The sequence below is a fragment of the Microbacterium sp. genome, assembly GCF_031180975.1.
Lineage (GTDB): Bacteria > Actinomycetota > Actinomycetes > Actinomycetales > Microbacteriaceae > Microbacterium.
Genome location: NZ_JAPSLI010000002.1, coordinates 287963 through 313014 on the forward strand (window position 1 = coordinate 287963; position 25052 = coordinate 313014).

Consider the following 25052-nt stretch of genomic DNA (forward strand, 5'->3'; position numbering starts at 1 on the left):
AGCAGGAGGAGAGACATGCGGATCACGGGACTCGGCCACGCAGGGATGTTCATCGAGACACGCGGCGGGAACATCATCTGCGACCCGGTCCTCGGTCCGTCGTTCTACGGCTCGTGGTTCCCGTTCCCCGACAACCGCGGGCTGGACTGGGAGCGTCTGGGCCGCGAGGCCGACTTCCTGTACATCTCGCACCGGCACCGCGACCACTTCGACCCGCGCCTGCTGGAGCGGTACATCTCGAAGGACATCGAGGTGCTGCTGCCCGAGTACCCCATCGACGACCTCGAGCAGGATATCCGGGCCCTGGGCTACCACAACATCACGTACGCGCCCGCAGGCGAGATCATCCAGCGCGGCGACCTGAAGATCATGATCACGCCGCTGCGCGCGCCCAGCGACGGTCCGATCGGCGACTCGTCGCTCAGCGTCGACGACGGCACGGCGTCGATCCTCAACCAGAACGACTCGCATCCGCTCGACCTCGAGAAGCTGCTCGCTTTCGGCAAGCCGGAGGCGTACTTCACCCAGGTGTCCGGCGCGATCTGGTGGCCGATGGTCTACGACCTGCCGCTGGACGCCAAGCAGAACTTCGCCCGCCTCAAGCGCGAGGCGCAGAACAAGCGCGCCATGTACTACATCGAGAAGGTCGACGCGCCACACGTGTTCCCGATGGCGGGCCCGCCGATGTTCCTGCGCGACGAGCTGTTCGACTTCAACGGAACCGGTCGCAACGGCGACTCCATCTTCACGGACCAGAAGGAGTTCCTCGCCCACCTGAAGGAGCAGGCGCCGCAGTACGACGGCCGACTGTTCATCCCCGGCACCGTCGTCGAACTGAACCACGGCGAGATGACGGTGACGCAGAGCCTGTACACCCAGGCAGAGATCGACCGCATCTTCGACGACAAGTGGGACTACCTCGAGGAGCAGCGCGCCACCCGCCAGGACGAGATCCGCGCCGAGGAGGCCTCCCGTGCCGAGATCCTCCCGCCGGCCGAGATGCTCGAGGCGCTGAAGACGTGGTGGGAGCCGCTGCTGAAGAAGTCGCGCACCATCCGCCTCGGCGTCGGCGGACCCGTGCGCATGACTATCGGCGAGCTCGACCTGGTCGTCGACTTCCCGAAGGCCAAGGTGCGCGAGTACGCCGGCGAGGACGTCGAGTTCTGGTACACGATCCCCGCCGACCTGGTGTCCACCAACATCCGGGACCACGAGATCGACTGGTCGAACTCGATCTTCCTGTCCATGCAGTTCAGCGCCGGCCGCAAGGGCAAGTTCAACGAGTTCATCTACACGTTCTTCAAATGCCTGTCGGTCGATCGCATCGAGTACGTCGAGAACTGGTACCAGGAGCAGACCGACCAGACCGAGGACGCCGAGATCGGCGACTGGGTGGTGCAGCGCCGCTGCCCCCACCTGCGTGCGGACCTCACCCGCACCGGCAAGATCGAGGACGGTGTGCTCACCTGCAGCATGCACGACTGGAAGTGGGACCTGAAGACCGGTCGCTGCCTCTCCACCAGCGGACACCCCATCCGCGCCAAGAAGGTCGACGAGGTCACCGAAGAGGCGCTTCGTCCCGCCGTCTGACCCCTGTACCACCCCGTCATGGCACTTCCTCGCATCCAGGTGACGCAGACGCAAGAGCTCGCCGCCGGACTGGAGCTCGCGGCGAAGGAATGGCCGGGCGCATCGCGCTCCGAACTCGTGGCACGGCTCGCGGCGGCCGGCGTGGAGAGCATCGCGGCACGTCGCGCGGCACGTCGCGCCGAACGGCGCAGGGTGCTGCAGCCTCGCCGAGGTCGCACGTGAGCGGGGCGTGACGGCCGTCGGAGCCTGAGCCGGTAGACTGAACCGGAAAGCAACCTTTAACACCGTCCAGAGAGGCGGAGAAGGGAGCGGCTGATGGGCGCACGCACTGTGCTGCACGAAGCCGACATCTCGCGGGCCCTGACACGGATCGCCCACGAGATCCTCGAATCGAATCGCGGCGCGGACGGTCTGGTGCTTCTCGGCATCCCGACGCGCGGCGTCCACCTCGCCGAGCGCCTCGGCGGCCTGATCAGCGGCATCTCCGGCACCGACATCCCGGTGGGATCGCTCGACGTGACGCTGTTCCGCGATGATCTCGCCCAGCACCCGACCAGGGCGCCCAAGCGCACCGACATCCCGGACGAGGGCATCGACGGCAAGACCGTCGTCCTCGTCGACGACGTGCTGTTCTCCGGCCGCAGCATCCGCGCCGCACTCGACGCCCTGCAGTCGATCGGGCGGCCCGCCGTCGTGCGCCTCGCGATCCTCGTCGACCGCGGGCACCGCGAACTGCCGATCCGGCCCGACTTCGTCGGAAAGAACATCCCCTCCGCCCGCTCCGAGCGCGTCAACGTCCGGCTGCGCGAACTCGACGGCGCCGACGAGGTGACGATCGAAGCATGAGGCACCTGCTCGACACCCGCACCCTCGACCGCGCCACGGCGCTGCGCATCCTCGACGTCGCCGAGGACATGGCCGACACCCAGTCCCGCCAGGTCAAGAAGCTGCCCACGCTGCTCGGCAAAACCGTGGTGAACCTGTTCTTCGAGGACTCAACCCGCACTCGCATCTCGTTCGAGGCGGCCGCGAAGCGGCTCTCCGCCGACGTCATCAACTTCGCCGCGAAGGGCTCCAGCGTCTCGAAGGGCGAGAGCCTGAAGGACACCGCCCAGACGCTGGAGGCGATCGGAGCGGATGCCGTTGTGGTCCGCCACTCGGCATCGGGCGCCCCGCAGACCCTCGCGACGAGCAGCTGGATCTCGGCAGGGGTGGTCAACGCCGGCGACGGCACGCACGAGCACCCCACACAGGCCCTGCTCGACGCGTACACCGTCCGCAAGCGCTTCTACGGCGACGCCAGCCGCGGCCGCGACCTCGAAGGCCTGCGCATCGTCATCGTCGGCGACGTGCTGCATTCGCGGGTGGCCCGCTCGAACGTCTGGCTGCTGAGCACCCTGGGTGCGCACGTCACCCTCGTGTCGCCGCCCACCCTGCTTCCGCAGAACGTGTCGCTCTGGCCCGCCGCCGTCGAGTACGACCTGGATGCCGCCCTGGCGACCGGTCCGGACGCGGTGATGATGCTGCGCATCCAGGCCGAGCGGATGAACGCCGCGTATTTCCCCACTGAACGGGAGTATTCCCGTCTCTGGGGACTCGACGCCATGCGGGTCGCAGCGCTGCCGGAGACTAGCATTGTGATGCACCCCGGCCCGATGAACCGGGGCCTGGAGATCTCCAGCGAAGCCGCCGACTCCGCCCGTTCGACGGTGCTCGAGCAGGTGGCGAACGGAGTGTCCGTGAGAATGGCCGTGCTCTACCTGCTGCTGGCGGGGGAGCGGAACGACGAACGAGGGGGTGCGCAGTGACCGGATCTCTCGTGATCACCGGCGCTCAGCTGACCGGAGGAGAGACCGCCGACCTGGTGGTGGAGGACGGCCGCATCGCGGAGATCGGCAGCGGCCTCAGCCGCGCCGGTGCCCGCGTGGTCGACGCCTCGGGGCTGATCGCCCTCCCCGGCCTGGTCGACCTGCACACCCATCTGCGCGAGCCCGGCTACGAGGCGTCCGAGACGGTCCTCACCGGCACCAGGGCGGCGGCGGCGGGTGGCTTCACCGCGGTGTTCGCGATGCCGAACACCTCGCCGGTGGCCGACACGGCAGGCGTCGTCGAGCAGGAGCTCGCCCTCGGCGAGGCCGCCCGCTACGCCACCGTGCAGCCGATCGGCGCGGTCACCGTCGGGCAGAAGGGTGAGCGGCTCGCCGAACTGGGCGCCATGGCCTCATCCCGCGCCCGCGTACGGGTGTTCAGCGACGACGGGTTCTGCGTCTGGGACCCGCTGATCATGCGCCGCGCGCTGGAGTACGTGAAGTCTTTCGACGGCGTCATCGCCCAGCACGCGCAGGACCCGCGGCTCACCGAGGGCGCGCAGATGAACGAGGGCACCGTCTCCGCCGAGCTCGGCCTCGCCGGCTGGCCAGCCGTCGCCGAGGAGTCGATCATCGCCCGTGACGTGCTGCTCGCCGAACACGTCGGCTCGCGTCTGCACGTGTGTCACCTCTCCACGGCGGGATCTGTGGACATCGTCCGGTGGGCGAAGAAGCGCGGCATCGCCGTGACCGCCGAGGTCACCCCGCACCACCTGCTCCTCACCGACGAACTGGTCCGCGGCTACGACGCGCGTTACAAGGTCAACCCGCCACTGCGCCGTGAGGAGGACGTCATCGCGGTGCGCGAGGGGCTGGCCGACGGCACGATCGACATCGTCGCCACCGACCACGCCCCGCACCCGTCCGAGAACAAGGCGTGCGAGTGGCAGGCTGCGGCCAACGGCATGGTCGGCCTGGAGAGCGCCCTGCGCGTGGTGCACCAGTCGATGGTCGAGACCGGGATGCTGGACTGGGCCGACGTGGCCCGCGTGATGAGCGCCACCCCGGCGCGCATCGGGCGACTCGAATCCCACGGCCGGCCCCTCGCGGTCGGCGAGCCGGCGCACATCACGCTGTACGACCCGACCGCGCAGGGCGTGTTCACCGAGTCCGACCTGCACGGCCGCAGCGCCAACTCGCCCTACCTCGGGCGGGAGCTGCCCGGCCGGGTGGAGTGGACCGTGCACGGCGGCCTCGTCACCGTCGAGTCCGGTGCACTGGTCGAGGAGCTCGCCCAGTGAGCCGCGAGCTCGCCGGAATCATCGTCGCCGCGGTCGTCGTCCTCGTGTTCGCCGCCATGTTCCTCGCCTGGCGGGCGCGTCTTCGGCGCGACTCCGGCCTGACCGCCCCGCTCGGCGTGCCGGAGCACGCCGACGTCACCGGTCGCTCCGAGGTGCTGTACGTGGCGACGACCAGACACGACGAGCCGCTGGAGCGCCTTGCCGTGTCCCCGCTGACCTACCGCGCCCGCGGCGAGCTGGTGCTCACCGACCGCGGTGTCGCGCTCAGCCTCGACGGCGCCCCGACGGTCTTCCTGGCCTCGGACCGCCTGGTGCGCGCGGACCGCGCCACCACCGCCATCGACCGTGTCGTGGAGCCGAACGGACTGGTCCGCCTGGTGTGGCGGATCTCCGACGGCATCCTCGTCGATTCCTTCCTGCGCCTCGTCAGTGCCGAGCCGCAGCAGATCCTCCCGGAGCTCGAGCGCCTGTGCGCCGCCCCGGAGAACGGAGTGAACCCATGAACCCTTCCACACCCTCGACCACCCCGACCCCCGAGAAGGCCGTGCTCGTCCTCGAGGACGGCACCCGCTACACCGGCCGCGCCTACGGCGCCCGAGGCACCACGCTCGGGGAGGTGGTGTTCGCGACCGGCATGTCCGGCTACCAGGAGACCCTCACCGACCCGTCGTACGCCGGACAGATCGTGCTGCAGACCGCACCGCACATCGGCAACACCGGCATGAACGACGAGGACCCCGAGTCCCGGCGCATCTGGGTGGCGGGCTACATCGTCCGCGACCCCTCCCGCGTCGTGTCCAACTGGCGCGCGACGACCTCGCTGGACGACCTGCTGGTGCGCGACGGGATCGTCGGCATCAGCGGCATCGACACCCGGGCCGTCACCCGGCACATCCGGTCGGCCGGGTCCATGCGCGGTGGGATCTTCTCCGGAGACGATGCAGCCCTCGACCCCGACGAGCAGCTGCGCCGCGTCACCGCCGCGCCCGAGATGACCGGGCAGAACCTGTCGGCGGCCGTGTCGGTCCCGTCCGCCCAGGTGACGCCCGCCACCGGTGAGCGCATCGGCAACCTCGCCGTGCTCGACCTGGGAGTCAAGCAGGCCACCATCGAGAACCTGGCCGCCCGCGGCTTCGACGTGCACGTGCTGCCGCAGACCGCGACGATCGACGAGATCCGCGCGATCGAGCCCGTGGCCGTGTTCTACTCGAACGGACCCGGCGACCCGGCCGCCTCCGACGGCCACGTCTCGCTGCTGCGCGAGGTGCTCGACGACGGCCTGCCGTTCTTCGGCATCTGCTTCGGCAACCAGCTGCTCGGCCGTGCCCTGGGCCTGGGCACCTACAAGCTGCCCTTCGGTCACCGCGGCATCAACCAGCCGGTGCTCGACAAGGCCACCGGCCGCGTGGAGATCACCGCGCACAACCACGGGTTCGCCGTCGACGCACCCCTGGACGCCCCGTTCGACAGCCCGAACGGGTACGGCAAGGTCGAGGTCAGCCACATCGGCCTGAACGACCGCGTCGTCGAGGGGCTGCGCGCCCTCGACATCCCGGCCTTCTCGGTGCAGTACCACCCCGAGGCGGCCGCCGGACCGCACGACGCGAACTACCTCTTCGACCGATTCCGCGATCTCGTCGTCGCGCACCTCAGCGACAAGAAGGACAACAACTGATGCCCAAGCGCGAAGACATCAACTCCGTCCTGGTCATCGGCTCCGGCCCGATCGTGATCGGCCAGGCCTGCGAGTTCGACTACTCGGGCACCCAGGCGTGCCGCGTGCTCCGGGAAGAGGGCGTGCGCGTCATCCTGGTCAACTCGAACCCGGCGACCATCATGACCGACCCCGACTTCGCCGATGCGACCTACATCGAGCCGATCACCCCCGAGGTGATCGAGACGATCATCGCCAAGGAGAAACCGGATGCCATCCTGCCGACGCTCGGCGGCCAGACCGCACTGAACGCGGCCATGGCGCTGCACGACCGCGGCATCCTGGAGAAGTACGACGTCGAGCTCATCGGCGCGAAGGTGGACGCCATCCGCAAGGGCGAGGACCGTCAGATCTTCAAGGACCTGGTCCTGGAGGCGGGCGCCGACGTCGCGGCATCCGTCATCTGTCATTCCATGGACGAGCTGCTCGCCGGCGCGGAGAAGCTCGGCTACCCGCTCGTCGTGCGTCCCAGCTTCACGATGGGCGGCCTCGGCTCGGGGTTCGCCTACGACGAGGAGGACCTGCGGCGCATCGGCGGCGCGGGACTGCACGACTCGCCGACCAGCGAGGTGCTGCTGGAGGAGTCCATCCTCGGCTGGAAGGAGTACGAGCTCGAGCTGATGCGCGACACCGCCGACAACACCGTAGTGGTGTGCTCCATCGAGAACGTCGACCCGGTCGGCGTGCACACCGGCGACTCGATCACGGTGGCCCCCGCGCTGACGCTCACCGACCGCGAGTACCAGAAGCTGCGCGACATCGGCATCGACATCATCCGCGCCGTGGGCGTCGACACCGGCGGATGCAACATCCAGTTCGCGGTGAACCCGGAGAACGGCCGGATCATCGTCATCGAGATGAACCCGCGCGTGTCGCGCTCCAGTGCCCTGGCCTCCAAGGCGACCGGCTTCCCGATCGCCAAGCTCGCCGCGAAGCTCGCCCTCGGCTACCGCCTCGACGAGATCCCGAACGACATCACGGGCGTCACTCCGGCCAGCTTCGAGCCGACCCTGGACTACGTCGTGGTCAAGGTGCCCCGGTTCGCGTTCGAGAAGTTCCCTGCCGCGGACGCGACCCTCACCACCACCATGAAGTCGGTCGGCGAGGCGATGGCCATCGGCCGCAACTACACCACGGCGCTGCAGAAGGCGCTGCGGTCCCTGGAGAAGCGCGGATCCAGCTTCCACTGGGGCGAGGAGGAGCGCAGCGTCGAGGAGCTGCTGGAGGTCGCGAAGACCCCGACCGACGGCCGTATTGTCACCCTGCAGCAGGCGCTGCGCAAGGGCGCCACCGTGCAGCAGGCGTTCGACGCCACTGCGATCGACCCGTGGTTCCTCGACCAGATTGTGCTGATCAACGAGGTCGCAGAGGCGGTGCGCACGGCCCCGGAGCTGGACGAGGAGACCATCCGCCTGGCCAAGGAGCACGGCTTCTCCGACGCACAGCTCGCGCAGCTGCGCGGTCTCGCCGAGGAGGAGGTGCGCAAGTTCCGTCACGGCCTGGGTGTGCGCCCGGTCTACAAGACCGTCGACACCTGCGCCGGCGAGTTCCCCGCCCTCACCCCGTACCACTACTCCAGCTACGACTTCGAAACAGAGGTCGCGCCGTCCGAGCGCACCAAGGTGGTCATCATCGGCTCCGGCCCGAACCGCATCGGTCAGGGCGTCGAGTTCGACTACTCCTGCGTGCACGCGTCGTTCGCGCTGTCGGATGCCGGATACGAGACGGTCATGGTCAACTGCAACCCGGAGACCGTCTCGACCGACTACGACACCTCCGACCGGCTGTACTTCGAGCCACTGACCCTGGAGGACGTGCTCGAGGTGCTGCACGCCGAAGCGCAGAGCGGCACCATCCTGGGGGTCGTCTGCCAGCTGGGCGGGCAGACCCCGCTCGGCCTGGCGAAGGGCATCGAGGCCGCCGGCTACACCGTGCTCGGCACCAGCCCGGCCGCGATCGACCTCGCGGAGGAGCGTGAGCTGTTCTCCCGCCTGCTCGACGACGCCGGCCTCGTGGCGCCCCGCAGCGGCACCGCGATCGACGTGGAGGGCGCCGTGCGGATCGCCGAGGAGATCGGCTACCCGGTGCTGGTGCGCCCCAGCTTCGTGCTCGGCGGCCGCGGCATGGAGATCGTCTACAGCACCGAGGCGCTGCGGGACTACTTCGTCCGCACGGCAGGCGAGGTGATCATCGAGGAGGGCAAGCCGCTGCTGGTCGACCGCTTCCTCGACGACGCGATCGAACTCGACGTCGACGCGCTGTACGACGGCACGGACCTGTTCATCGGCGGCGTGATGGAGCACCTCGAGGAGGCCGGCATCCACTCCGGCGACTCCAGCTGCACCCTGCCACCGGTGTCGCTGGGCCGCACCGACGTCGACCGGGTCCGTGACGCGACCCTGGCCATCGCCCAGGGCGTGGGCGTGCGCGGCCTGCTGAACGTGCAGTTCGCGATCAGCGCCGGCGTGCTGTACGTCATCGAGGCGAACCCGCGTGCCAGCCGCACCGTCCCGTTCGTGTCGAAGGCGCTGGGCATCCCGATGGCGAAGGCCGCCAGCCGCATCATGGCGGGCGCGACCATCGCCGAGCTGCGCGCCGAGGGGCTGCTTCCCCAGCAGGACGGATCGCGCGTGCCGATGGACGCCCCGGTCGCCGTCAAGGAGGCGGTACTGCCGTTCAAGCGGTTCCGCACCGCCGACGGGCGCACCGTCGACTCGATCCTGGGACCGGAGATGCGCTCCACCGGTGAGGTCATGGGCATCGACCGCGACTTCCCGACCGCGTTCGCGAAGAGCCAGGCGGCCGCGTACGGCGGCATGCCCACCTCGGGAACCGTGTTCATCTCGGTGGCGGATGCCGACAAGCGCGCGGTCATCCTGCCCGCGCACCGCCTGCAGCAGCTCGGCTTCTCGCTGGTCGCCACAGAGGGGACGGCAGAGATCCTGCGCCGCAACGGCATCGACGTGACCGTCGTCGCGAAATACAGCGAGACGCAGGGCAGCGGTGAGCAGAACGTCGTCGACCTCATCAACGAGGGACGCATCGACATCGTCGTGAACACCCCCAGCGGAGGTGCCGCCCGCGCCGACGGCTACGAGATCCGAGCGGCGGCCGTCGCCGCCGACAAGGCGCTGTTCACCACCATGGCGGTGCTGGGCGCCGCGGTGAGCGGGATGGACGCCGCCGACGAGGGCTTCTCGGTGCGCAGCCTGCAGGAGTACGCGCTGGACAGGGCGGCCGCCAAGTGACCGCGCCGTTCGGCTCGCGCCTGCGCGCCGCGCTCGACGCGCACGGACCGCTGTGCGTGGGGATCGACCCGCACGCGGCACTGCTGGACGCGTGGGGACTCGGGCAGGACGCCGCCGGCGTCCGCGAGTTCGGGCTGCGCGTGGTGGACGCCGCCGCCGGCCGGGTGGCACTGCTCAAGCCGCAGGTGTCGTTCTTCGAGCGCTTCGGCTCGCGAGGCTTCGCCGCCCTGGAGGAGGTCCTGGCCGCGGCGCGTGCGGCCGGGCTGCTGGTGATCGCCGACGCCAAGCGCGGCGACATCGGCTCGACCATGGCGGGGTACGCCGACGCCTGGCTGGCGGCCGGGTCCCCGCTGGAATCGGATGCCGTCACGGTGAGCCCCTACCTGGGTCCGGAATCCCTCCGCGACACGATCACCGCCGCCGTGCGAGCAGGCAAGGGTCTGTTCGTGCTCGCCGCGACCAGCAACCCGGAGGCGCCCTCGCTGCAGACCGCGCGCACCGTCGACGTGGCGGCCGGCGACGACCAGACCGTCGCCCTCCGCGTCGCCCGGGACGTGACCTGGCCCAACGGCTCGGCCGCGTTCGACGGCGGGCTCGGCCCGATCGGCCTGGTGATCGGCGCGACCGTCGACCGCGTCGAGCTCGGCCTGCCCGACGACGCTCTGCAGGGCACGCCGATCCTGGCTCCGGGCTTCGGCGCCCAGGGCGCCACGCCGGAGGATCTCACCGCCCGCTTCGGCGCCCTGGCGCCGAACGTGCTGGCCAGCGAAAGCCGCAGCATTCTCGGCGCCGGTCCCGACCGTCTCGCCGATACGATCGACGAACGAGCCGCACGCTACCGGGAGGTGCTCAGTGCCTGAAGGACGGGTCGTCCCCGAGGTCGATCGCGCAGCCGCATCGCGCAGAGCGCTGGAGCGCCGCCGCGCACGCGCCGCGCTGAAGCGCGATCTCACCACGCGAGTCGTGACACCGCAGGAGGTGCTGCGGCGCGCGACCGAGGATCCGGCGTCGGACGCCGCCACCATGCGCATCACCGACTTCCTGATGGCCCTCCCGGCGATCGGCGCGGGCAAGCGGGACCGCATCCTCGAGGAGCTGCACATCTCGCCGGTGAAGCGGCTGGGCGGACTGGGCGTGCGCCAGCTCGCCGACCTGTCGGCCTGGCTGGACCGTCGGTTCCCGGTGAAGCCGCCCCGCGCAGGCCGCAGCCGGCTGCTCGTGCTGGCCGGGCCCACCGCCGTCGGCAAGGGCACTGTCGCCGCACACATCCGTGAGACGCACCCGGAGATCCATCTGTCGGTGTCGGCGACCACCCGCAAACCCCGTCCCGGTGAGGTCGACGGCGTGCACTACTACTTCGTGGACGACGCCGAGTTCGACCGGCTCATCGCCGAGGGGGAGCTGCTCGAGTACGCGGTGGTGCACAACACGCACCGCTACGGCACGCCGCGGCGTCCTGTGGACGAGGCCCTCGCCGCCGGAAAGACCGTGCTGCTGGAGATCGACCTGCAGGGCGCGCGCCAGGTGCGCGCTGCCGAGCCGTCCGCGACGCTCATCTTCCTGCTGCCGCCGTCCTGGGACGAGCTCGTGCACCGGCTGGTCGGCCGGGCCACCGAGGATGCCGAGGAACGGGCCCGTCGTCTGCGCACCGCGCGGGTGGAGCTGGCGGCACAGAACGAGTTCGATTACCGCATCGTGAACGCCGACGTCGCCACGGCGGCGCGCGAGGTCGTAGAATTGTCCTCAGGCTTCGCGCGCTGACCGAACTTCTCGAAGGGTCGCGCGCCCGCATTCACCGACTTCGCGACGATCCCGTCGCCTGATCAGGAGGTCCACCATGGCCGGAACCAACCAGGGCATCATCGATCCGCCGATCGACAACCTGCTCGAGCGCGTCGACAACAAGTACGAGCTCGTGATCTACGCCGCTAAGCGCGCCCGCCAGATCAACGACTACTACTCCGACCTGCACGAGGGCAACCTGTTCGACAACGTCGGGCCGCTCGTCGACTCGTCTGTCGAGGACAAGCCGCTGACCATCGCGCTGCACGAGATCAACGAGGACAAGCTCCGCATCCGTCACGCCGAGTGACGGCCGGGGCAGCTTCGATGAGCGCACTGCGCCTGTTCACATCCGAGTCCGTCACCGAAGGCCACCCCGACAAGATCTGCGATCAGATCTCGGACAGCATCCTCGACGGCCTGCTCGCCGTCGACCGCGGCTCCCGCGTCGCCGTCGAGACGCTCGTCACCACCGGGCTGGTGCACGTGGCCGGCGAGATCCGCACCGAGGGGTACGTCGACATCCCGACGATCGTCCGCGACGTCGTCAACGGCATCGGCTACACCTCGAGCGACACCGGTTTCGACGGTTCGTCGTGCGGTGTGAGCGTGTCGGTGGGGGAGCAGTCCAGCGACATCGCGCACGGCGTCGATCAGGCGCAGGAGCAGCGCGACGGCGGGTCCACCGACCCGCGTGACGAGCTCGGCGCCGGCGACCAGGGCATCATGTTCGGGTTCGCCACCGACGAGACCCCGCAGCTGATGCCGATGGCGGCGTGGACCGCACACCGCATCGCGGAACGCCTCACGGAGGTGCGCCGCTCAGGCGAACTGCCGTTCCTGCGTCCCGATGGCAAGACGCAGGTGACTCTCGGCTACGACGGATTCACCCCGAAGACCGTCGACGCCGTCGTGCTCTCCACCCAGCACCACCCGGACGTGTCGCAGGATGAGCTGAAGGAGCTGGTCCGCGCTGCGGTCATCGATCCGGTGCTCGCGCAGACCGGGCTGGACCTGTCGCCCGAGCTGACCTATTACATCAACCCGGCGGGGCCGTTCGTGACCGGTGGCCCGAAGGGCGACGCGGGTCTGACCGGGCGCAAGATCATCATCGACACCTACGGCGGGGCCGCCCGTCACGGCGGCGGCGCGTTCAGCGGCAAGGACCCGTCCAAGGTGGACCGCTCCGGCGCGTACGCCATGCGCTGGGTGGCGAAGAACGTCGTCGCCGCCGGCTTGGCCCGGCGCGCCGAGGTGCAGGTCGCGTACGCGATCGGTGTCGCCCGTCCGGTGGGCCTGTACGTCGAGACGTTCGGCACCGGCCGGGTGGCCGACGAGGTGATCACCAAAGCCATCACCGACGTGTTCGACCTGCGTCCGCAGGCGATCATCGAGGAGCTCGACCTGCTCCGCCCGATCTACGCCCAGACCGCGGCGTACGGCCACTTCGGCCGCGAGCTTCCCGACTTCACCTGGGAGCGCACGGACCGCGCCGAAGAGCTCCGCCGCGCCGCCGGGCTCTGAGGCGGTCGCGGTGCCGGCCCCTGAGCCCGCCGGAGGGCGACGCGTCGCGCGCGTGCTCATCGACTCGCCGCTGCCGCAACTGGATCGACTGTTCGACTACGTCCTGCCCGACGAGCTGGGCGAGGTGGCCTGCGGCGTGCGCGTGAAGGCGCCGCTGCGCACCGCCGGTCGCGTCGTGGACGGCTACATCGTCGAGATCGCCGAGGAGACGGATGCCGCGCGCGCGCTTTCCGAGGTGGAGAGCGTCGTGTCCGACGTGCAGGTGCTGCCCGACCGGCTGTACCGCCTCGCCCGCCGCGCCGCCGATCGCGCCGCAGGTTCGGCATCCGACGTCCTCCGTCTCGCGATCCCCAAACGGCAGGTGCGGGTCGAGAAGGCGTGGCGGCCGCCCGAGCACCCGCCGGTCATCGCCGCCGACGCCCTGACGCGCGCCCGCGACGTCATCGCCGCGTACCAGGGGCTCGACGAGCTGCTCGCCGGAAACGGCCGCGCCGCCGTCGAAGCGATCCCCGGCCTGGATGCCGACAGCCTGCCGCTGTGGGCGATGATGCTGGCCGCCGCCGCCGCCACCACCCTGGGCGGCGGACGCTCGGCGATCCTGGTGGTCCCCGACCACCGCGATCAGGAGCTGCTCCTCGCCGCCCTCCAGAAGTTCGTGCCCGACGAGGCCGTGGTGCGACACGACGCCCGCCAGCCCAACCCCGACCGGTACCGTGCTTTCCTGCGCACCCTCGCCGACGCGCCGTGCGTCGTCGTGGGCAATCGGTCAGCGGTGTACTCGCCCGCGCAGGCCGGGCTGGTGGCGCTCTGGGACGACGGCGACCCGCTGCTCGCCGAACCGCTCGCCCCCTACGTGCACGCCAGGGACGCGGCCCTGCTCCGCCAGGAGCAGGAGGGCTCCACCCTGATGCTCGCAGGACACACCCGCTCCACCGACGCGGAGCGGCTGGTGCAGCACGGCTGGCTGCAGGACATCACGGCCGTGCGGCGCGTCACGCCCCGCGTGCAGCTCAGCACGCCGCAGGAACTCGAACAGGCCGCCCAGCGCGTGCCGACCAGCGCTTTCGCCGCCGCCCGAGCGGCCGTGGCGGACGGCCCCGTCCTCGTGCAGGTCGCCCGCCCCGGGTTCGCCCCGACCCTGGTGTGCGCGCAGTGCCGCGTCCCGGCGCGCTGCGCGCACTGCCACGGACCCCTCGGGGCCCGACGTCGCGGAGCGGTCCCCGTGTGCGGCTGGTGCGGCCGCTCCGCTCACGCGTGGCGCTGCCCGGAATGCTCGTCCGAACAGGTGCGACTGGCGTCCTCGGGCACCGAGCGCACCGCCGACGAGCTCGGCCGGGCGTTCCCCGGCGTGCGGGTGATCGTCTCGGACGGTCGACATCCGGTCACGCGCATCGACGCCAGGCCGGCCCTCGTCGTCGCCACGCGCGGCGCCGAACCGCTCGCCGAAGGCGGGTACCGCGCGGTGATCCTCCTCGACGGCGCACGGATGCTGCAGGCGCCGGAGCTGCGCATCGGCGAGGCCTGCCTGCGCTGGTGGTCCAACGCCGCGGCTCTTGCCGCCCGTGGTGCCCCGGTGCACCTCGTCGGCGTCAACGGCCCCGCGGCGAAGGCCCTGGCCACCTGGACCCAGCCCGCCTACGCACGCTCCGAGCTGGAGGCGCGCGCGCCGCTGCACATGCCGCCCACCGCCCGCGTGGCCCAGATCGAAGGCCTGCCGGCATCCGTCCGCTCCGCCATCGCCGCCCTCAGCGAGATCGGCGTGCCGGGGGAGGCCGTGCTCGGTCCGGTGCCGACCGATGACGACGACGAGCGGGTGCGCGCGCTGGTGCGCTTCGGCTACGGGGCGGGCGCGGCCGTCGCCTCCACCCTGCGCGCCGCCGTGGTCGCCGACGCCGCGCAGAGTCGTCGCGGGCGCGGCAGGAACCGGCCCTCGCTCTCGGTGCATCTCGATATCCTCGAACCGGAGATCTGACGCTCCACCGCCCCCACCCCACCCGGAGAACCTTCATGCGACTCGTCTTCGCCGGCACCCCGGCCGTCGCCGTCCCCACCCTGCGCGCCCTCGCCGTCGGGCACGACGTCGCCGCGGTCGTCACGCGGCCCGACGCGCCCCTCGGCCGCAAGCGGGTGCTCACCCCGTCACCGGTCGCGCAGGCCGCCGACGAACTCGGGCTGCCCGTCATCAAGGCGGCCCGCCTCGACGACGACGCCACCGCGCGCATCGCCGCCCTGCGTCCGGATCTCGGGGTTATCGTCGCCTACGGCGGGCTGGTGCGCGAACCGCTGCTGTCCACCCCGACGAACGGATGGATCAACCTGCACTTCTCGCTGCTGCCGCGCTGGCGCGGAGCCGCACCGGTGCAGCGGGCGCTGATCGCCGGGGACGAGCGCATCGGCGTGAGCGTCTTCCAGCTGGTGCCTGAGCTGGATGCCGGCGACCTGTTCGCGACCCGCGAGGTGCGGGTGCCGGCCGACGCCACCGCCGATGCGGTCCTCCACCTGCTCGCCGACGACGGCGCCCACCTGACCCGCGACGTGGTTGCCGGGATCGCGCAGGGCACTGCGACCGCGCGTCCGCAGGTCGGCGACGTCACCGTCGCCCCGAAGCTCAGCCTCGAGGACGGCCTGCTGGACTGGACGCAGCCGGCAGACGCCGTGTACGCGCGGTACCGCGGCGTCACTCCTGAGCCGGGCGCTCACACCACGGTCGCAGGTCACCGCGTGAAGATCCTCGCCGCCGCCCGCGCGGACGACGGCGACGCCGGAGCTGCACCGCTCGCCCCTGGCGAGATCCGAGCCGGGAAGGGTGAGCTGCTGGTCGGCACCGGCAGCGACCCGCTGCGGGTGCAGCGGGTGCAACCCGCCGGTCGCGCCGCCATGAACGCCGGCGACTGGTGGCGCGGCGTGCGCGATGCCGAAACCCTGCGAGCCGGCTCATGAGCGCCGCCCAGCGCCCGGGTTCACCCGCCGCTCGCCCGGCTCCCCGCACGCCGCGGCCGGTGCAGGCGGCGCGGCGCATCGCGTACGACGTGCTGCGCGCGGTGAGCGATTCCGACGCCTATGCCAACCTGGTGCTGCCGGGCGCGATCGCCGACGCCGGGCTCAGCCCGCAGGACGCCGCCCTCGCGACAGAACTGACCTACGGAACCCTCCGCCGCCGTGGCACCTACGACGCGATCATCCGCCAGGCGGCGGGCCGTGACGTCGCCGACATCGACCCCGCCGTGCTGGACGCCCTCCGCCTCGGCGCGCACCAGCTGCTCGCCACCCGTGTGGCACCGCACGCGGCGGTGAACGAGTCGGTCAGCCTGGTGTCGGCGGCGAAGGGCAGGGGAGCGGCCGGGTTCGCGAACGCCGTGCTGCGCCGGATCGGCCGCGACGCCCCGGAGACCTGGCAGAACCGCATCGAGCAGGTCGCCCGCTCAGACGACGAACGGCTCGCTCTGCGCACCGCGCACCCCGTCTGGGTGATCAGGGCGCTGCGCCGCGCCTTGGCCGCGGAGGGTCGCGCGGACGAACTGGGAGCCCTGCTCGCCGCCGACAACGTCTCGCCCGAGGTCACCCTCGTCGCCCTGCCCGGGCTGGCGCCGCGCGGCGAACCTGCCCGGCCGTACGCGCCGACCGCATTCGGCTCGCCCGGTGGCGACCCGCGGCAGGCGACCGGCGGTTCCCGCGGCGCGGTCCGCGTGCAGGACGAGGGCTCGCAGCTCGTCGCCCTGGCGCTTGCAGCCGCCCGGCCCGTCCGGGAGGGGGAGCGCTGGCTGGACCTGTGCGCCGGCCCCGGCGGCAAGACCGCACTGCTCGCCGCTCTCGCGCTCCGCGACGGTGCCGCCCTCGAGGCGAACGAGGTGGTGCCGGCGCGGGCCGGCCTGGTGCGCAACGCGCTGCGCCCGCTGCCCGTCGAGGTGCCGGTGCACGAGAGCGACGGACGGGTGTTCGCGGCGCAGCATCCGTCTGCCTTCGACCGCATCCTCGTCGACGCGCCGTGCACCGGCCTCGGCGCGCTGCGGCGGCGGCCGGAGGCGCGCTGGCGCAAGAGCCCTGCCGACGTCGCCGAGCTGGTGCAGCTGCAGACCGAACTGCTGGAGGCCGCCGCGGACGCACTCGCGCCCGGGGGGATCGTCGCGTACGCCACCTGCTCGCCGCATCTCGCGGAGACCAGCGGCGTGGTCTCCGAGGTGCTCCGCCGCCGCGACGACCTGGTCGAGCTCGACGCGCGCGCCGTGCTGACCGACGTGTCCGCCTCACCGATCGACCTCGCCGACGACGGCACTGGACGGGCGCAGCTGTGGCCGCACCGGCACGGCACCGACGCGATGTTCCTCGCGCTGCTGCAGCGCCGGATGCCGGACACGCCTGAGGCAGGATAGTTCCGTGACCCTTCCCGACGCGCCGCGCATCAACCCGAGCATCCTCGCCGCCGACTTCGTCAACATGCAGGCCGAACTCGCCCGCATCGCGACCGCCGACTTCGTGCACGTCGACGTGATGGACAACCACTTCGTGCCGAACCTCACCTTCGGCCCGCAGATGGTGGAGCGCATCCAGGCCACCAGCCCGGTGCCGCTCGACGTGCACCTGATGATCACCGACCCCGACCGGTGGGCGCCCGGCTACGCCGAGCTGGGGGCGGCGAGCGTCACGTTCCACCTCGAGGCGGCCGCCGACCCCGTCGCGCTGGCACGGCGGCTGCGCGACATCGGCTCGCGCGCGGGCGTCGCGATCAAACCCGGCACCGCGGGGGCGGCGCTGTACGACATCCTCGACGAGTTCGACCAGATCCTGGTGATGACGGTCGAGCCCGGGTTCGGCGGCCAGGGGTTCATGCCCGAGACCATGCCGAAGCTGCGCGCCCTGCGGGATGAGGCGCGGCGCCGCGGCGCCGACGTCTGGTTCCAGGTCGACGGGGGGATCTCGATGGACACCATCGCCCAGGCCGCCGCCGCGGGCGCCGACACGTTCGTGGCGGGATCAGCGGTGTACGGGGCCGACGACGTCGAGGCCGCGGTCACGAGTCTTCGCGACCGTGCCCGAGCGGCTAGCCTGGAATCGTGAAGACTTTCGACGAACTGTTCGCCGAGCTCAGCGCCACCGCCGCTGCGCGCCCCGAGGGTTCGGGCACCGTCGCACAGCTGGACCGCGGAGTGCACGCCATCGGCAAGAAGATCGTCGAGGAAGCCGCCGAGGTGTGGATGGCGGCCGAGTACGAATCCGACGAGAACGCCGCTGAAGAGATCTCGCAGCTGCTGTACCACCTGCAGGTCCTGATGCTCGCCAAGGGCCTCAGCCTGGAGGACGTATACCGACATCTGTGAACGCGTCCCGCTCCGACCGTTCGAACAGAAAGACCCCCATGCTGCGCATCGCCGTCCCCAACAAGGGCTCGCTCTCCGAGACCGCCGCCGAGATGCTCGCCGAGGCCGGATACGCCGGCCGTCGCGACACCAAGACCCTGCACCTGATCGACGCCGACAACGACGTCGAGTTCTTCTTCCTCCGTCCCCGCGACATCGCCACCTACGTGGCCTCCGGCGCCCTCGACGTCGGCATCACCGGGCGCGACCTGCTGCGCGACGTGCGTCAGCAGGATGCCAGGGAGATCGAGGCCCTCGGCTTCGCCCGCTCCACGTTCCGCTTCGCCGGCCCTCCAGGCCGGTACACCTCCATCGAGCAGCTGGAGGGCGTGCGGGTGGCATCCGCCTATCCCGGCCTGGTCGACGACTTCCTGCGCGAGCGGGGCGTGACCGCCGTGCTGGTGCCGCTGGACGGTGCCGTGGAGTCGGCCGTCCGCCTGGGGGTCGCCGACGTGATCGCCGACGTCGTCGAGACGGGCACCACGCTTCGCCAGGCCGGCCTGGAGATCTTCGGCCCGGTGATCATCGAGTCCGAGGCGGTGCTCATCAGCCGTCCCGGCGACGTCGAGGGCACCGACACGCTGCTGCGTCGACTGCGCGGCGTGATGGTCGCCCGGCAGTACGTGCTCATCGACTACGACCTGCCGGCCGAGCTCGTCGAGCAGGCGACCGCCATCGCCCCCGGTCGCGAGTCGCCCACCATCTCGCCGTTGCACGAGGCGGGGTGGGTGGCCGTGCGGGTGATGATTCCGCGGCGCGGCATGAACCAGATCATGGACTCGCTGTACGCCCTGGGGGCGCGCGCGATCCTGGTCACCGCGATCCACGCGGCGAGGCTCTGATGACGCTCGCCGCACGCGTCATCCCGTGCCTGGACGTCTCGGCGGGCCGGGTCGTCAAGGGCGTGAACTTTCAGAACCTGCGCGACATGGGAGACCCCGTCGAACTCGCGGCGCACTATGCCGCCCAGGGCGCGGACGAGATCACCTTCCTCGACGTCACCGCGACCGTCGACGCCCGCGCCACCATGTACGACGTGGTGCAGCGCACCGCCGAACACGTGTTCGTGCCCCTCACCGTCGGGGGAGGGGTGCGCACGGTCGCCGACGTCGGCCGCCTGCTCTCGGTCGGCGCGGACAAGGTCGGCGTGAACTCCGCCGCGATCGCCCGCCCCGACCTGATCGACGAGATCGCCGACCGGTTCGGCGCGCAGGTGCTGGTGCTGTCGCTCGACGTCAAGCGCTCGGATGCCACGCCGTCCGGCTTCGTGCTCACCACGCACGGCGGCCGCACCGAGACCACACTGGACGCACTGGCGTGGGCGCGAGAGGCGATCGACCGCGGCGCCGGCGAGCTGCTGGTGAACTCGATCGACGCCGACGGCACCAAGGACGGCTTCGACCTGGAGCTCGTGCGGTTGATGCGCGAGGTCTCGTCCGTACCGGTGATCGCCTCGGGCGGCGCCGGCACGCCGGAGCACTTCCCGCCCGCCATCGCGGCGGGAGCGGATGCCGTGCTCGCCGCGAGCGTGTTCCACAGCGGTCAGCTCACCGTCGGCGACGTCAAGGACGCGCTGCGCGCCGCGGGTGTGGTCGTGCGGAACGGCGCACCGAGCGAACGAGACGAGTCGAAGTGAGCGACATCGAACAGGACATCGCCCGTGTCGTCTGGAACGCCGACGGCCTCGCACCGGTCGTCGTGCAGCAGTTCGACACGCGCGAGGTGCTCATGCTGGCCTGGATGAACGCGGAGTCACTGCGCCGCACGCTCACCGGCGGTCGTGCGGTGTACTGGTCGCGCTCCCGTCAGGAGTACTGGCGCAAGGGCGACACCTCGGGCAATACCCAGCGGGTGCACGGCGTGAAGGTCGACTGCGACGGCGACACGATCCTGCTCACCGTCGACCAGCACGGCCCGGCCTGCCACACCGGCACGCGCACGTGCTTCGACGACCGCGACCTGACCGTGCACCACGTCGAGGACGAGCGCGGATGACCCTCGCCTCCCGAGGCCGCGGTCCTTCGGTGCTCGGCCTCATCCTCGCTGGGGGAGCGGGAGTGATCTCGTCCACGCAGACCTGGCTGGTCGTGCAGCGCGCCGACGGGGCGGCGCCGCTCGCTGTCGCCGGGGCGGATGTGCTCGCCCTGCTGGCGCCGTTGTCGCTGGCGGTGCTCGCGCTCGGCGCCGCGCTGTCCATCGCGGGCCGCGTGCTGCGGCACGTGCTGGCGGCACTCGCCCTCGCGGCCGGGGTGCTGCTGATCGTCCTCACCGCGCCGCTCGCGGTCGCGCCACCGGCATCCGCGGCCGCAACCGCCGTCACCGACGCGACGGGCCTCGCCGGCGACGCCGCCCTCGACGAGATCGTCGCCGCGGTGCACCCCACTGCCTGGCCGTCGGTCGCCCTCGTCGGCTGGATCCTGCTCGTCACGGTGTCGATGCTGGCGCTGCTGACGGCGCGCCGCTGGAAGTCCGGCGGGCGACGCTACCGCGCCGGCGGCGGCTCGCGCCGCCACGATTCCGGACCGCTCGACCCGGTCGATTCCTGGGACGAGCTGTCGCACGGAACCGACCCCACCGACGGACCCCGATAGACTGAACCGGACGCCGACCCTTCCCGGAGGAGAACATGACCAACCCGATCGCCGATCCCGGACACGGACACTCGCCCGCCGCGTGGACGGCCGTTGTGATCATGCTCGTCGGCTTCACCGCCGGCACCGTGTTCTTCTGCATGAACCAGCCCGTCCTGGTGTGGGTGTCCGCAGCCGTCGTCCTGATCGGCGCGATCGTGGGCTGGGTGCTCGCGAAGGCCGGGTACGGGGTCAAGGGCCCGAAGTACACGCCGAAGGCGCACTGATGGTCCTCGCCGACCTCACGGCCGGCGCTGTCGAGGATGCCGAACGGCGCGCTCTGGCGCGGCCGCTGGCGCAGGTCGAGCGGGACGCTCTCGCGCGTCCGGCGGCCCGGGACGCGCTGGCCGCTCTCGCCCCCGCGGCGCGGGTGAAGATCATCGCCGAAGTCAAGCGCGCCAGCCCCTCGCGCGGTGCCCTGGCGGACATCCCCGACCCCGCGCGGCAGGCAGCCCTGTACGAGCAGGGCGGCGCGTCCGCCGTCAGCGTTCTCACCGAGGAGCGCCGCTTCGGCGGCAGCCTCGCCGACCTCGAGGCGGTCACCTCCCGCGTGTCGCTGCCCGTGCTGCGCAAGGACTTCATCGCCACGCCGTACCAGGTGTTCGAGGCCCGTGCGGCCGGCGCCGACCTCGTGCTGCTCATCGTGGCGGGCCTCGAGTCCGCGGTGCTCCAGGAGCTCTACGACCTCGTCCTGCAGCTCGGGATGACCCCGCTCGTGGAGACCCACTCCGCCGCCGAGCTCGACGCCGCCATCGATCTCGGCGCCCAGCTGATCGGCGTCAACGCGCGCGACCTGAAGACCCTCGAGCTGGACCGTGACCTGTTCGGTCGACTCGTCGAGCGCATCCCCGAGGGCACGATCCGCATCGCCGAATCCGCGGTGCTCACGCCCGCGGACGTCACGCACTACCGCCAGGCGGGCGCCGACGTGGTTCTCATCGGCGAGGCGCTCGTCACCGGCGACCCGGTCGCCACCCTGCAGAGCTTCCTGGCGGCGGGCGCCGCCGCACCGACCGGGCGGAGCACCACGTGACCAGCCTGCGCGAGCAGCACGGCCCGTTCTTCGGCGAGTTCGGGGGCCGGTACATGCCGGAATCCCTGATCGCCGCGATCGACCAGCTCACCGAGGCATACGAGCAGGCCATGGCCGACCCCGCCTTCCGCGCCGAGCTCGCCGGTCTGCTGCACTCTTACGCGGGCCGCCCGTCGGCTCTCACCGAGGTGCCCCGCTTCGCCGAGCACGCCGGCGGAGCCAGGGTGTTCCTGAAGCGCGAGGACCTGAATCACACCGGCTCGCACAAGATCAACAACGTCCTCGGCCAGGCGCTGCTCACCAAGCGCCTGGGCAAGACCCGGGTGATCGCCGAGACCGGTGCCGGACAGCACGGTGTCGCCACCGCCACCGCTGCGGCGCTGTTCGGTCTGGACTGCACGATCTACATGGGCGAGGTGGACACCGAGCGCCAGGCCCTGAACGTGGCAAGGATGCGGCTGCTGGGCGCCGAGGTCGTGCCCGTGAAGACCGGCTCCCGCACCCTCAAGGACGCCATCAACGACGCGTACCGCGACTGGGTGGCATCCGTGGAGACCACCAACTACATCTTCGGCACCGCAGCCGGCCCGCACCCGTTCCCGGCGATGGTCCGCGACTTCCAGAAGATCATCGGCGAAGAGGCCCGCGCGCAGCTTCTCGAGGAGGCCGGGCGGCTTCCGGATGCCGTCGTCGCATGCGTCGGCGGCGGATCCAACGCGATCGGCATGTTCGATGCATTCCTGGACGACGAGGGCGTGAAACTGTACGGCGTGGAGGCGGCCGGTGACGGCGTCGACACCCCGAAGCACGCCGCGTCCATCGAGCGCGGACGCCCGGGCGTGCTGCACGGCGCGAAGACGTACGTGCTGCAGGACGAGGACGGCCAGACCATCGAGTCGCACTCGATCTCGGCCGGTCTCGACTACCCGGGCGTCGGCCCGGAGCACGCCTGGCTGGCCGACATCGGCCGCGCCGAGTACATCCCCGCCACCGACGACGAGGCCATGCAGGCGCTGCGGCTGCTCAGCCGCAGCGAGGGCATCATCCCCGCGATCGAGTCCGCACACGCCCTCGCCGGTGCGCTGCGCATCGGACGCGAACTCGGCCAGGACGGCATCATCGCGGTCTGCCTGTCCGGTCGCGGCGACAAGGACATGGACACCGCAGCGCGGTACTTCGACCTCTACGACCGGAAGGACGCCCAGGCATGAGCCGCGTCGAGGAGGCCATCCGCAAGGCGCACGGCGCCGGCCGCGGCGCGTTCGTCGGATACCTGCCGGTCGGTTATCCGGACCTGGACACCAGCATCCAGGCCGCGCTCACGCTGGCCCGCAACGGCGTCGACGTGATCGAGCTCGGCCCGCCGTACAGCGACCCGGTGATGGACGGCGCGATCATCCAGGAGGCCACCCAGCACGCCCTGGCGAACGGTTTCCGCATGCGCGACCTGTTCACCGCGGTCGCCGAGATCACCGCACAGACCGACGTGCCCGTAGTCGTCATGACGTACTGGAACCCGGTGCTGCAGTACGGCGTTGACCGCTACGCCGACGACCTGCTCGCCGCGGGCGGCGCAGGTCTCATCACCCCCGACATCACACCCGAGGCGGCGGGGGAGTGGATCGCCGCCAGCGAGCGGACCGGTCTGGACCGGATCTTCCTCGCCGCGCCCACCTCGTCGGACGAACGGCTCGACCTGGTGATCTCGTCGTCGACCGGGTTCGTCTACACGGTGTCCACCATGGGGATCACGGGTGAGCGCGACGCGCTCGATCGTGCCGCCCGGACCCTCGTCGACCGCATGCGGGCCCGCGGCGCGACGCGCGCCTGCGTGGGCATCGGCATCTCGACGCCCGACCAGGTCTCCGGCGTCATCAAGTACGCCGATGGCGCGATCGTCGGCACCGCCCTGGTCCGTTCCCTCCGCGACGGAGGCCTCGACGCCCTCGCCGAGACCACTCGCGCCCTCGCCGCCGGCACGCCGACGGCGCGCTTCGACACAGGAAACTAGAATCACTCACATGTCCCTCGCGCTTCACAGCACCATCTCGGGCGTGCTCACCAGCATCCCGAGCCCGCCGGTCAGCTACATCGAGATCGGCGTGTTCCGCATCCACTTCTACGCGCTGTGCATCATCGCGGGCATCGTCGCCGCCACGCTGCTCACGAACCACCGCCTCACCCGGCGAGGAGCCGAGAAGTGGGTCGTCATCGACATCGCGATCCTCGCGGTGCCGCTGGCGATCGTGGGCGCGCGGCTGTACCACGTGTTCACCCACGCGGACTTCTACTTCCGCGACGGCCACGAATGGTGGAACCCGTTCGTGAAGGACGCGATCTGGAACGTGTGGGACGGTGGCATCGCCATCTACGGCGCCCTGATCGGCGGTGCGATCGGCGCCTGGCTCGGATGCCGGTGGACCGGCATCCGGTTCTGGACCTTCGCCGATGCCCTCGCCCCTGGGCTGCTGCTGGCGCAGGCGATGGGCCGATTCGGCAACTGGTTCAACCACGAGCTGTTCGGTCTGCCCACCGATCTGCCGTGGGGTCTCGAGATCGAGCAGGACAACCCGGCCTTCCCGCCCGGGCTTCCCGAGGGCACGCTGTTCCACCCCACGTTCCTTTACGAGGTGCTGTGGAACGGGCTCGGCGTGATCGTCCTGCTGTGGATCAGCCGCCGCTTCGCCCCGCAGTGGGGCAAGCTGTTCGCGATCTACCTGGCCTGGTACAGCGCGGGCCGCATCGTGTGGGAGTCGATCCGCATCGACCCGAGCGACATCATCCTGGGCCTGCGCACCAACGTGTGGGCGGCGATCGTCGGCGTGATCGTGGGTGTGGTCGTCTTCATCGTGCAGACGCGGCGCCATCCCGGCCGTGAACCGTCTCCCTACGTGGCGGGACGGGAACCGGAGAACCTCGATGTACAATCGCAGAACCCCAGCGATTACGTCGATCTGAGCGAGCCTCCGGTCGAGAGCATCGCCGCAGGAGCTCCCGCCACAAGCACCGCTCCCAGTAACGAGGACGGCTCTCGCTAGTCCGCCTCGCGGCGTGAGATCCATCACACT

At 71.0% G+C, this 25052-nt stretch carries 26 protein-coding genes; all 26 read left to right on the top strand.

The features are described 5' to 3' along the window. The first annotated feature begins 15 nt into the window (after positions 1-15). The gene (locus tag RIF65_RS04375; protein WP_309064257.1) at positions 16-1590 is read left to right on the top strand and encodes a Rieske 2Fe-2S domain-containing protein; all 1575 of its coding nucleotides are present in this window, start codon (positions 16-18) and stop codon (positions 1588-1590) included. 18 nt (positions 1591-1608) lie between these two features. Next, positions 1609-1812: a hypothetical protein gene (locus tag RIF65_RS04380; protein WP_309064256.1), complete on the top strand. Its 204-nt coding sequence runs from the start codon at positions 1609-1611 to the stop codon at positions 1810-1812. A 93-nt stretch (positions 1813-1905) separates the two neighbouring features. Continuing rightward, on the top strand, positions 1906-2436 hold the full coding sequence (pyrR, locus tag RIF65_RS04385) for a bifunctional pyr operon transcriptional regulator/uracil phosphoribosyltransferase PyrR (RefSeq protein ID WP_309064255.1): 531 nt from the start codon (positions 1906-1908) through the stop codon (positions 2434-2436). After that, the gene (locus tag RIF65_RS04390; protein WP_309064254.1) at positions 2433-3398 is read left to right on the top strand and encodes an aspartate carbamoyltransferase catalytic subunit; all 966 of its coding nucleotides are present in this window, start codon (positions 2433-2435) and stop codon (positions 3396-3398) included. Before pyrR ends, RIF65_RS04390 begins: the two co-directional genes overlap by 4 nt. Then, entirely contained in the window at positions 3395-4699 is a 1305-nt protein-coding gene (locus RIF65_RS04395) for a dihydroorotase (protein ID WP_309064253.1), read from the top strand. The genes RIF65_RS04390 and RIF65_RS04395 overlap by 4 nt, the downstream gene beginning before the upstream one ends. Further along, positions 4696-5202: a PH-like domain-containing protein gene (locus tag RIF65_RS04400; protein ID WP_309064252.1), complete on the top strand. Its 507-nt coding sequence runs from the start codon at positions 4696-4698 to the stop codon at positions 5200-5202. Before RIF65_RS04395 ends, RIF65_RS04400 begins: the two co-directional genes overlap by 4 nt. Beyond that, on the top strand, positions 5199-6374 hold the full coding sequence (gene carA / locus RIF65_RS04405; protein WP_309064251.1) for a glutamine-hydrolyzing carbamoyl-phosphate synthase small subunit: 1176 nt from the start codon (positions 5199-5201) through the stop codon (positions 6372-6374). Before RIF65_RS04400 ends, carA begins: the two co-directional genes overlap by 4 nt. Next, on the top strand, positions 6374-9661 hold the full coding sequence (carB, locus tag RIF65_RS04410; protein WP_309064250.1) for a carbamoyl-phosphate synthase large subunit: 3288 nt from the start codon (positions 6374-6376) through the stop codon (positions 9659-9661). Before carA ends, carB begins: the two co-directional genes overlap by 1 nt. Further along, positions 9658-10521 carry an orotidine-5'-phosphate decarboxylase gene (pyrF, locus tag RIF65_RS04415; protein WP_309064249.1) on the top strand — a complete coding sequence of 288 codons (864 nt, stop codon included), beginning with the start codon at positions 9658-9660 and terminating at the stop codon, positions 10519-10521. Before carB ends, pyrF begins: the two co-directional genes overlap by 4 nt. Further along, on the top strand, positions 10514-11422 hold the full coding sequence (gene gmk, locus RIF65_RS04420; protein ID WP_309064248.1) for a guanylate kinase: 909 nt from the start codon (positions 10514-10516) through the stop codon (positions 11420-11422). The genes pyrF and gmk overlap by 8 nt, the downstream gene beginning before the upstream one ends. Positions 11423-11498: 76 nt before the next feature. Continuing rightward, positions 11499-11753 (top strand): DNA-directed RNA polymerase subunit omega, encoded by a 255-nt coding sequence (rpoZ, locus tag RIF65_RS04425; protein WP_309064247.1) that lies wholly within the window; start codon positions 11499-11501, stop codon positions 11751-11753. Between the two features lie 17 nt (positions 11754-11770). Continuing rightward, positions 11771-12967 (top strand): methionine adenosyltransferase, encoded by a 1197-nt coding sequence (gene metK / locus RIF65_RS04430; protein ID WP_309064246.1) that lies wholly within the window; start codon positions 11771-11773, stop codon positions 12965-12967. Between the two features lie 10 nt (positions 12968-12977). After that, positions 12978-14939, top strand: a complete 1962-nt coding sequence (locus RIF65_RS04435; RefSeq protein ID WP_309064245.1) for a primosomal protein N' — start codon at positions 12978-12980, stop codon at positions 14937-14939. 35 nt (positions 14940-14974) lie between these two features. Beyond that, complete coding sequence (gene fmt / locus RIF65_RS04440) at positions 14975-15907, top strand: methionyl-tRNA formyltransferase (protein WP_309064244.1); 933 nt, start codon at positions 14975-14977, stop codon at positions 15905-15907. Further along, on the top strand, positions 15904-17337 hold the full coding sequence (locus RIF65_RS04445) for an RsmB/NOP family class I SAM-dependent RNA methyltransferase (RefSeq protein WP_375142124.1): 1434 nt from the start codon (positions 15904-15906) through the stop codon (positions 17335-17337). The genes fmt and RIF65_RS04445 overlap by 4 nt, the downstream gene beginning before the upstream one ends. Positions 17338-17341: 4 nt before the next feature. Next, complete coding sequence (rpe, locus tag RIF65_RS04450) at positions 17342-18022, top strand: ribulose-phosphate 3-epimerase (protein WP_309064243.1); 681 nt, start codon at positions 17342-17344, stop codon at positions 18020-18022. Further along, positions 18019-18282, top strand: a complete 264-nt coding sequence (locus RIF65_RS04455) for a phosphoribosyl-ATP diphosphatase (protein WP_309064242.1) — start codon at positions 18019-18021, stop codon at positions 18280-18282. Before rpe ends, RIF65_RS04455 begins: the two co-directional genes overlap by 4 nt. Positions 18283-18320: 38 nt before the next feature. After that, the gene (hisG, locus tag RIF65_RS04460) at positions 18321-19163 is read left to right on the top strand and encodes an ATP phosphoribosyltransferase (RefSeq protein WP_309064241.1); all 843 of its coding nucleotides are present in this window, start codon (positions 18321-18323) and stop codon (positions 19161-19163) included. Beyond that, a complete protein-coding gene (hisF, locus tag RIF65_RS04465) occupies positions 19163-19957 on the top strand; it encodes an imidazole glycerol phosphate synthase subunit HisF (protein ID WP_309064240.1) in 795 nt (264 codons plus the stop codon). Before hisG ends, hisF begins: the two co-directional genes overlap by 1 nt. Further along, positions 19954-20316: a phosphoribosyl-AMP cyclohydrolase gene (gene hisI, locus RIF65_RS04470; RefSeq protein ID WP_309064239.1), complete on the top strand. Its 363-nt coding sequence runs from the start codon at positions 19954-19956 to the stop codon at positions 20314-20316. Before hisF ends, hisI begins: the two co-directional genes overlap by 4 nt. Continuing rightward, a complete protein-coding gene (locus RIF65_RS04475) occupies positions 20313-20912 on the top strand; it encodes a Trp biosynthesis-associated membrane protein (protein ID WP_309064238.1) in 600 nt (199 codons plus the stop codon). The genes hisI and RIF65_RS04475 overlap by 4 nt, the downstream gene beginning before the upstream one ends. Positions 20913-20947: 35 nt before the next feature. Further along, the gene (locus RIF65_RS04480; RefSeq protein ID WP_309064237.1) at positions 20948-21178 is read left to right on the top strand and encodes an HGxxPAAW family protein; all 231 of its coding nucleotides are present in this window, start codon (positions 20948-20950) and stop codon (positions 21176-21178) included. Next, the gene (trpC, locus tag RIF65_RS04485; RefSeq protein WP_309064236.1) at positions 21178-21984 is read left to right on the top strand and encodes an indole-3-glycerol phosphate synthase TrpC; all 807 of its coding nucleotides are present in this window, start codon (positions 21178-21180) and stop codon (positions 21982-21984) included. The genes RIF65_RS04480 and trpC overlap by 1 nt, the downstream gene beginning before the upstream one ends. A 53-nt stretch (positions 21985-22037) precedes the next feature. Further along, a complete protein-coding gene (trpB, locus tag RIF65_RS04490) occupies positions 22038-23195 on the top strand; it encodes a tryptophan synthase subunit beta (protein ID WP_309064494.1) in 1158 nt (385 codons plus the stop codon). Next, a complete protein-coding gene (trpA, locus tag RIF65_RS04495; protein WP_309064235.1) occupies positions 23192-23995 on the top strand; it encodes a tryptophan synthase subunit alpha in 804 nt (267 codons plus the stop codon). Before trpB ends, trpA begins: the two co-directional genes overlap by 4 nt. A 10-nt stretch (positions 23996-24005) precedes the next feature. Then, complete coding sequence (gene lgt / locus RIF65_RS04500) at positions 24006-25022, top strand: prolipoprotein diacylglyceryl transferase (protein ID WP_309064234.1); 1017 nt, start codon at positions 24006-24008, stop codon at positions 25020-25022. The last annotated feature ends 30 nt before the right edge of the window (positions 25023-25052 follow it).

Bases quoted from the DNA above. Each gene is read 5' to 3' on its own strand.
- RIF65_RS04375 (WP_309064257.1), top strand. From the start codon at position 16: ATGCGGATCACGGGACTCGGCCACGCAGGGATGTTCATCGAGACACGC.
- RIF65_RS04380 (WP_309064256.1), top strand. From the start codon at position 1,609: ATGGCACTTCCTCGCATCCAGGTGACGCAGACGCAAGAGCTCGCCGCC.
- pyrR (WP_309064255.1), top strand. From the start codon at position 1,906: ATGGGCGCACGCACTGTGCTGCACGAAGCCGACATCTCGCGGGCCCTG.
- RIF65_RS04390 (WP_309064254.1), top strand. From the start codon at position 2,433: ATGAGGCACCTGCTCGACACCCGCACCCTCGACCGCGCCACGGCGCTG.
- carA (WP_309064251.1), top strand. From the start codon at position 5,199: ATGAACCCTTCCACACCCTCGACCACCCCGACCCCCGAGAAGGCCGTG.
- carB (WP_309064250.1), top strand. From the start codon at position 6,374: ATGCCCAAGCGCGAAGACATCAACTCCGTCCTGGTCATCGGCTCCGGC.
- rpoZ (WP_309064247.1), top strand. From the start codon at position 11,499: ATGGCCGGAACCAACCAGGGCATCATCGATCCGCCGATCGACAACCTG.
- metK (WP_309064246.1), top strand. From the start codon at position 11,771: ATGAGCGCACTGCGCCTGTTCACATCCGAGTCCGTCACCGAAGGCCAC.
- fmt (WP_309064244.1), top strand. From the start codon at position 14,975: ATGCGACTCGTCTTCGCCGGCACCCCGGCCGTCGCCGTCCCCACCCTG.
- RIF65_RS04445 (WP_375142124.1), top strand. From the start codon at position 15,904: ATGAGCGCCGCCCAGCGCCCGGGTTCACCCGCCGCTCGCCCGGCTCCC.
- hisG (WP_309064241.1), top strand. From the start codon at position 18,321: ATGCTGCGCATCGCCGTCCCCAACAAGGGCTCGCTCTCCGAGACCGCC.
- hisF (WP_309064240.1), top strand. From the start codon at position 19,163: ATGACGCTCGCCGCACGCGTCATCCCGTGCCTGGACGTCTCGGCGGGC.
- RIF65_RS04475 (WP_309064238.1), top strand. From the start codon at position 20,313: ATGACCCTCGCCTCCCGAGGCCGCGGTCCTTCGGTGCTCGGCCTCATC.
- RIF65_RS04480 (WP_309064237.1), top strand. From the start codon at position 20,948: ATGACCAACCCGATCGCCGATCCCGGACACGGACACTCGCCCGCCGCG.
- trpC (WP_309064236.1), top strand. From the start codon at position 21,178: ATGGTCCTCGCCGACCTCACGGCCGGCGCTGTCGAGGATGCCGAACGG.
- trpB (WP_309064494.1), top strand. From the start codon at position 22,038: ATGCCGGAATCCCTGATCGCCGCGATCGACCAGCTCACCGAGGCATAC.
- trpA (WP_309064235.1), top strand. From the start codon at position 23,192: ATGAGCCGCGTCGAGGAGGCCATCCGCAAGGCGCACGGCGCCGGCCGC.
- lgt (WP_309064234.1), top strand. From the start codon at position 24,006: ATGTCCCTCGCGCTTCACAGCACCATCTCGGGCGTGCTCACCAGCATC.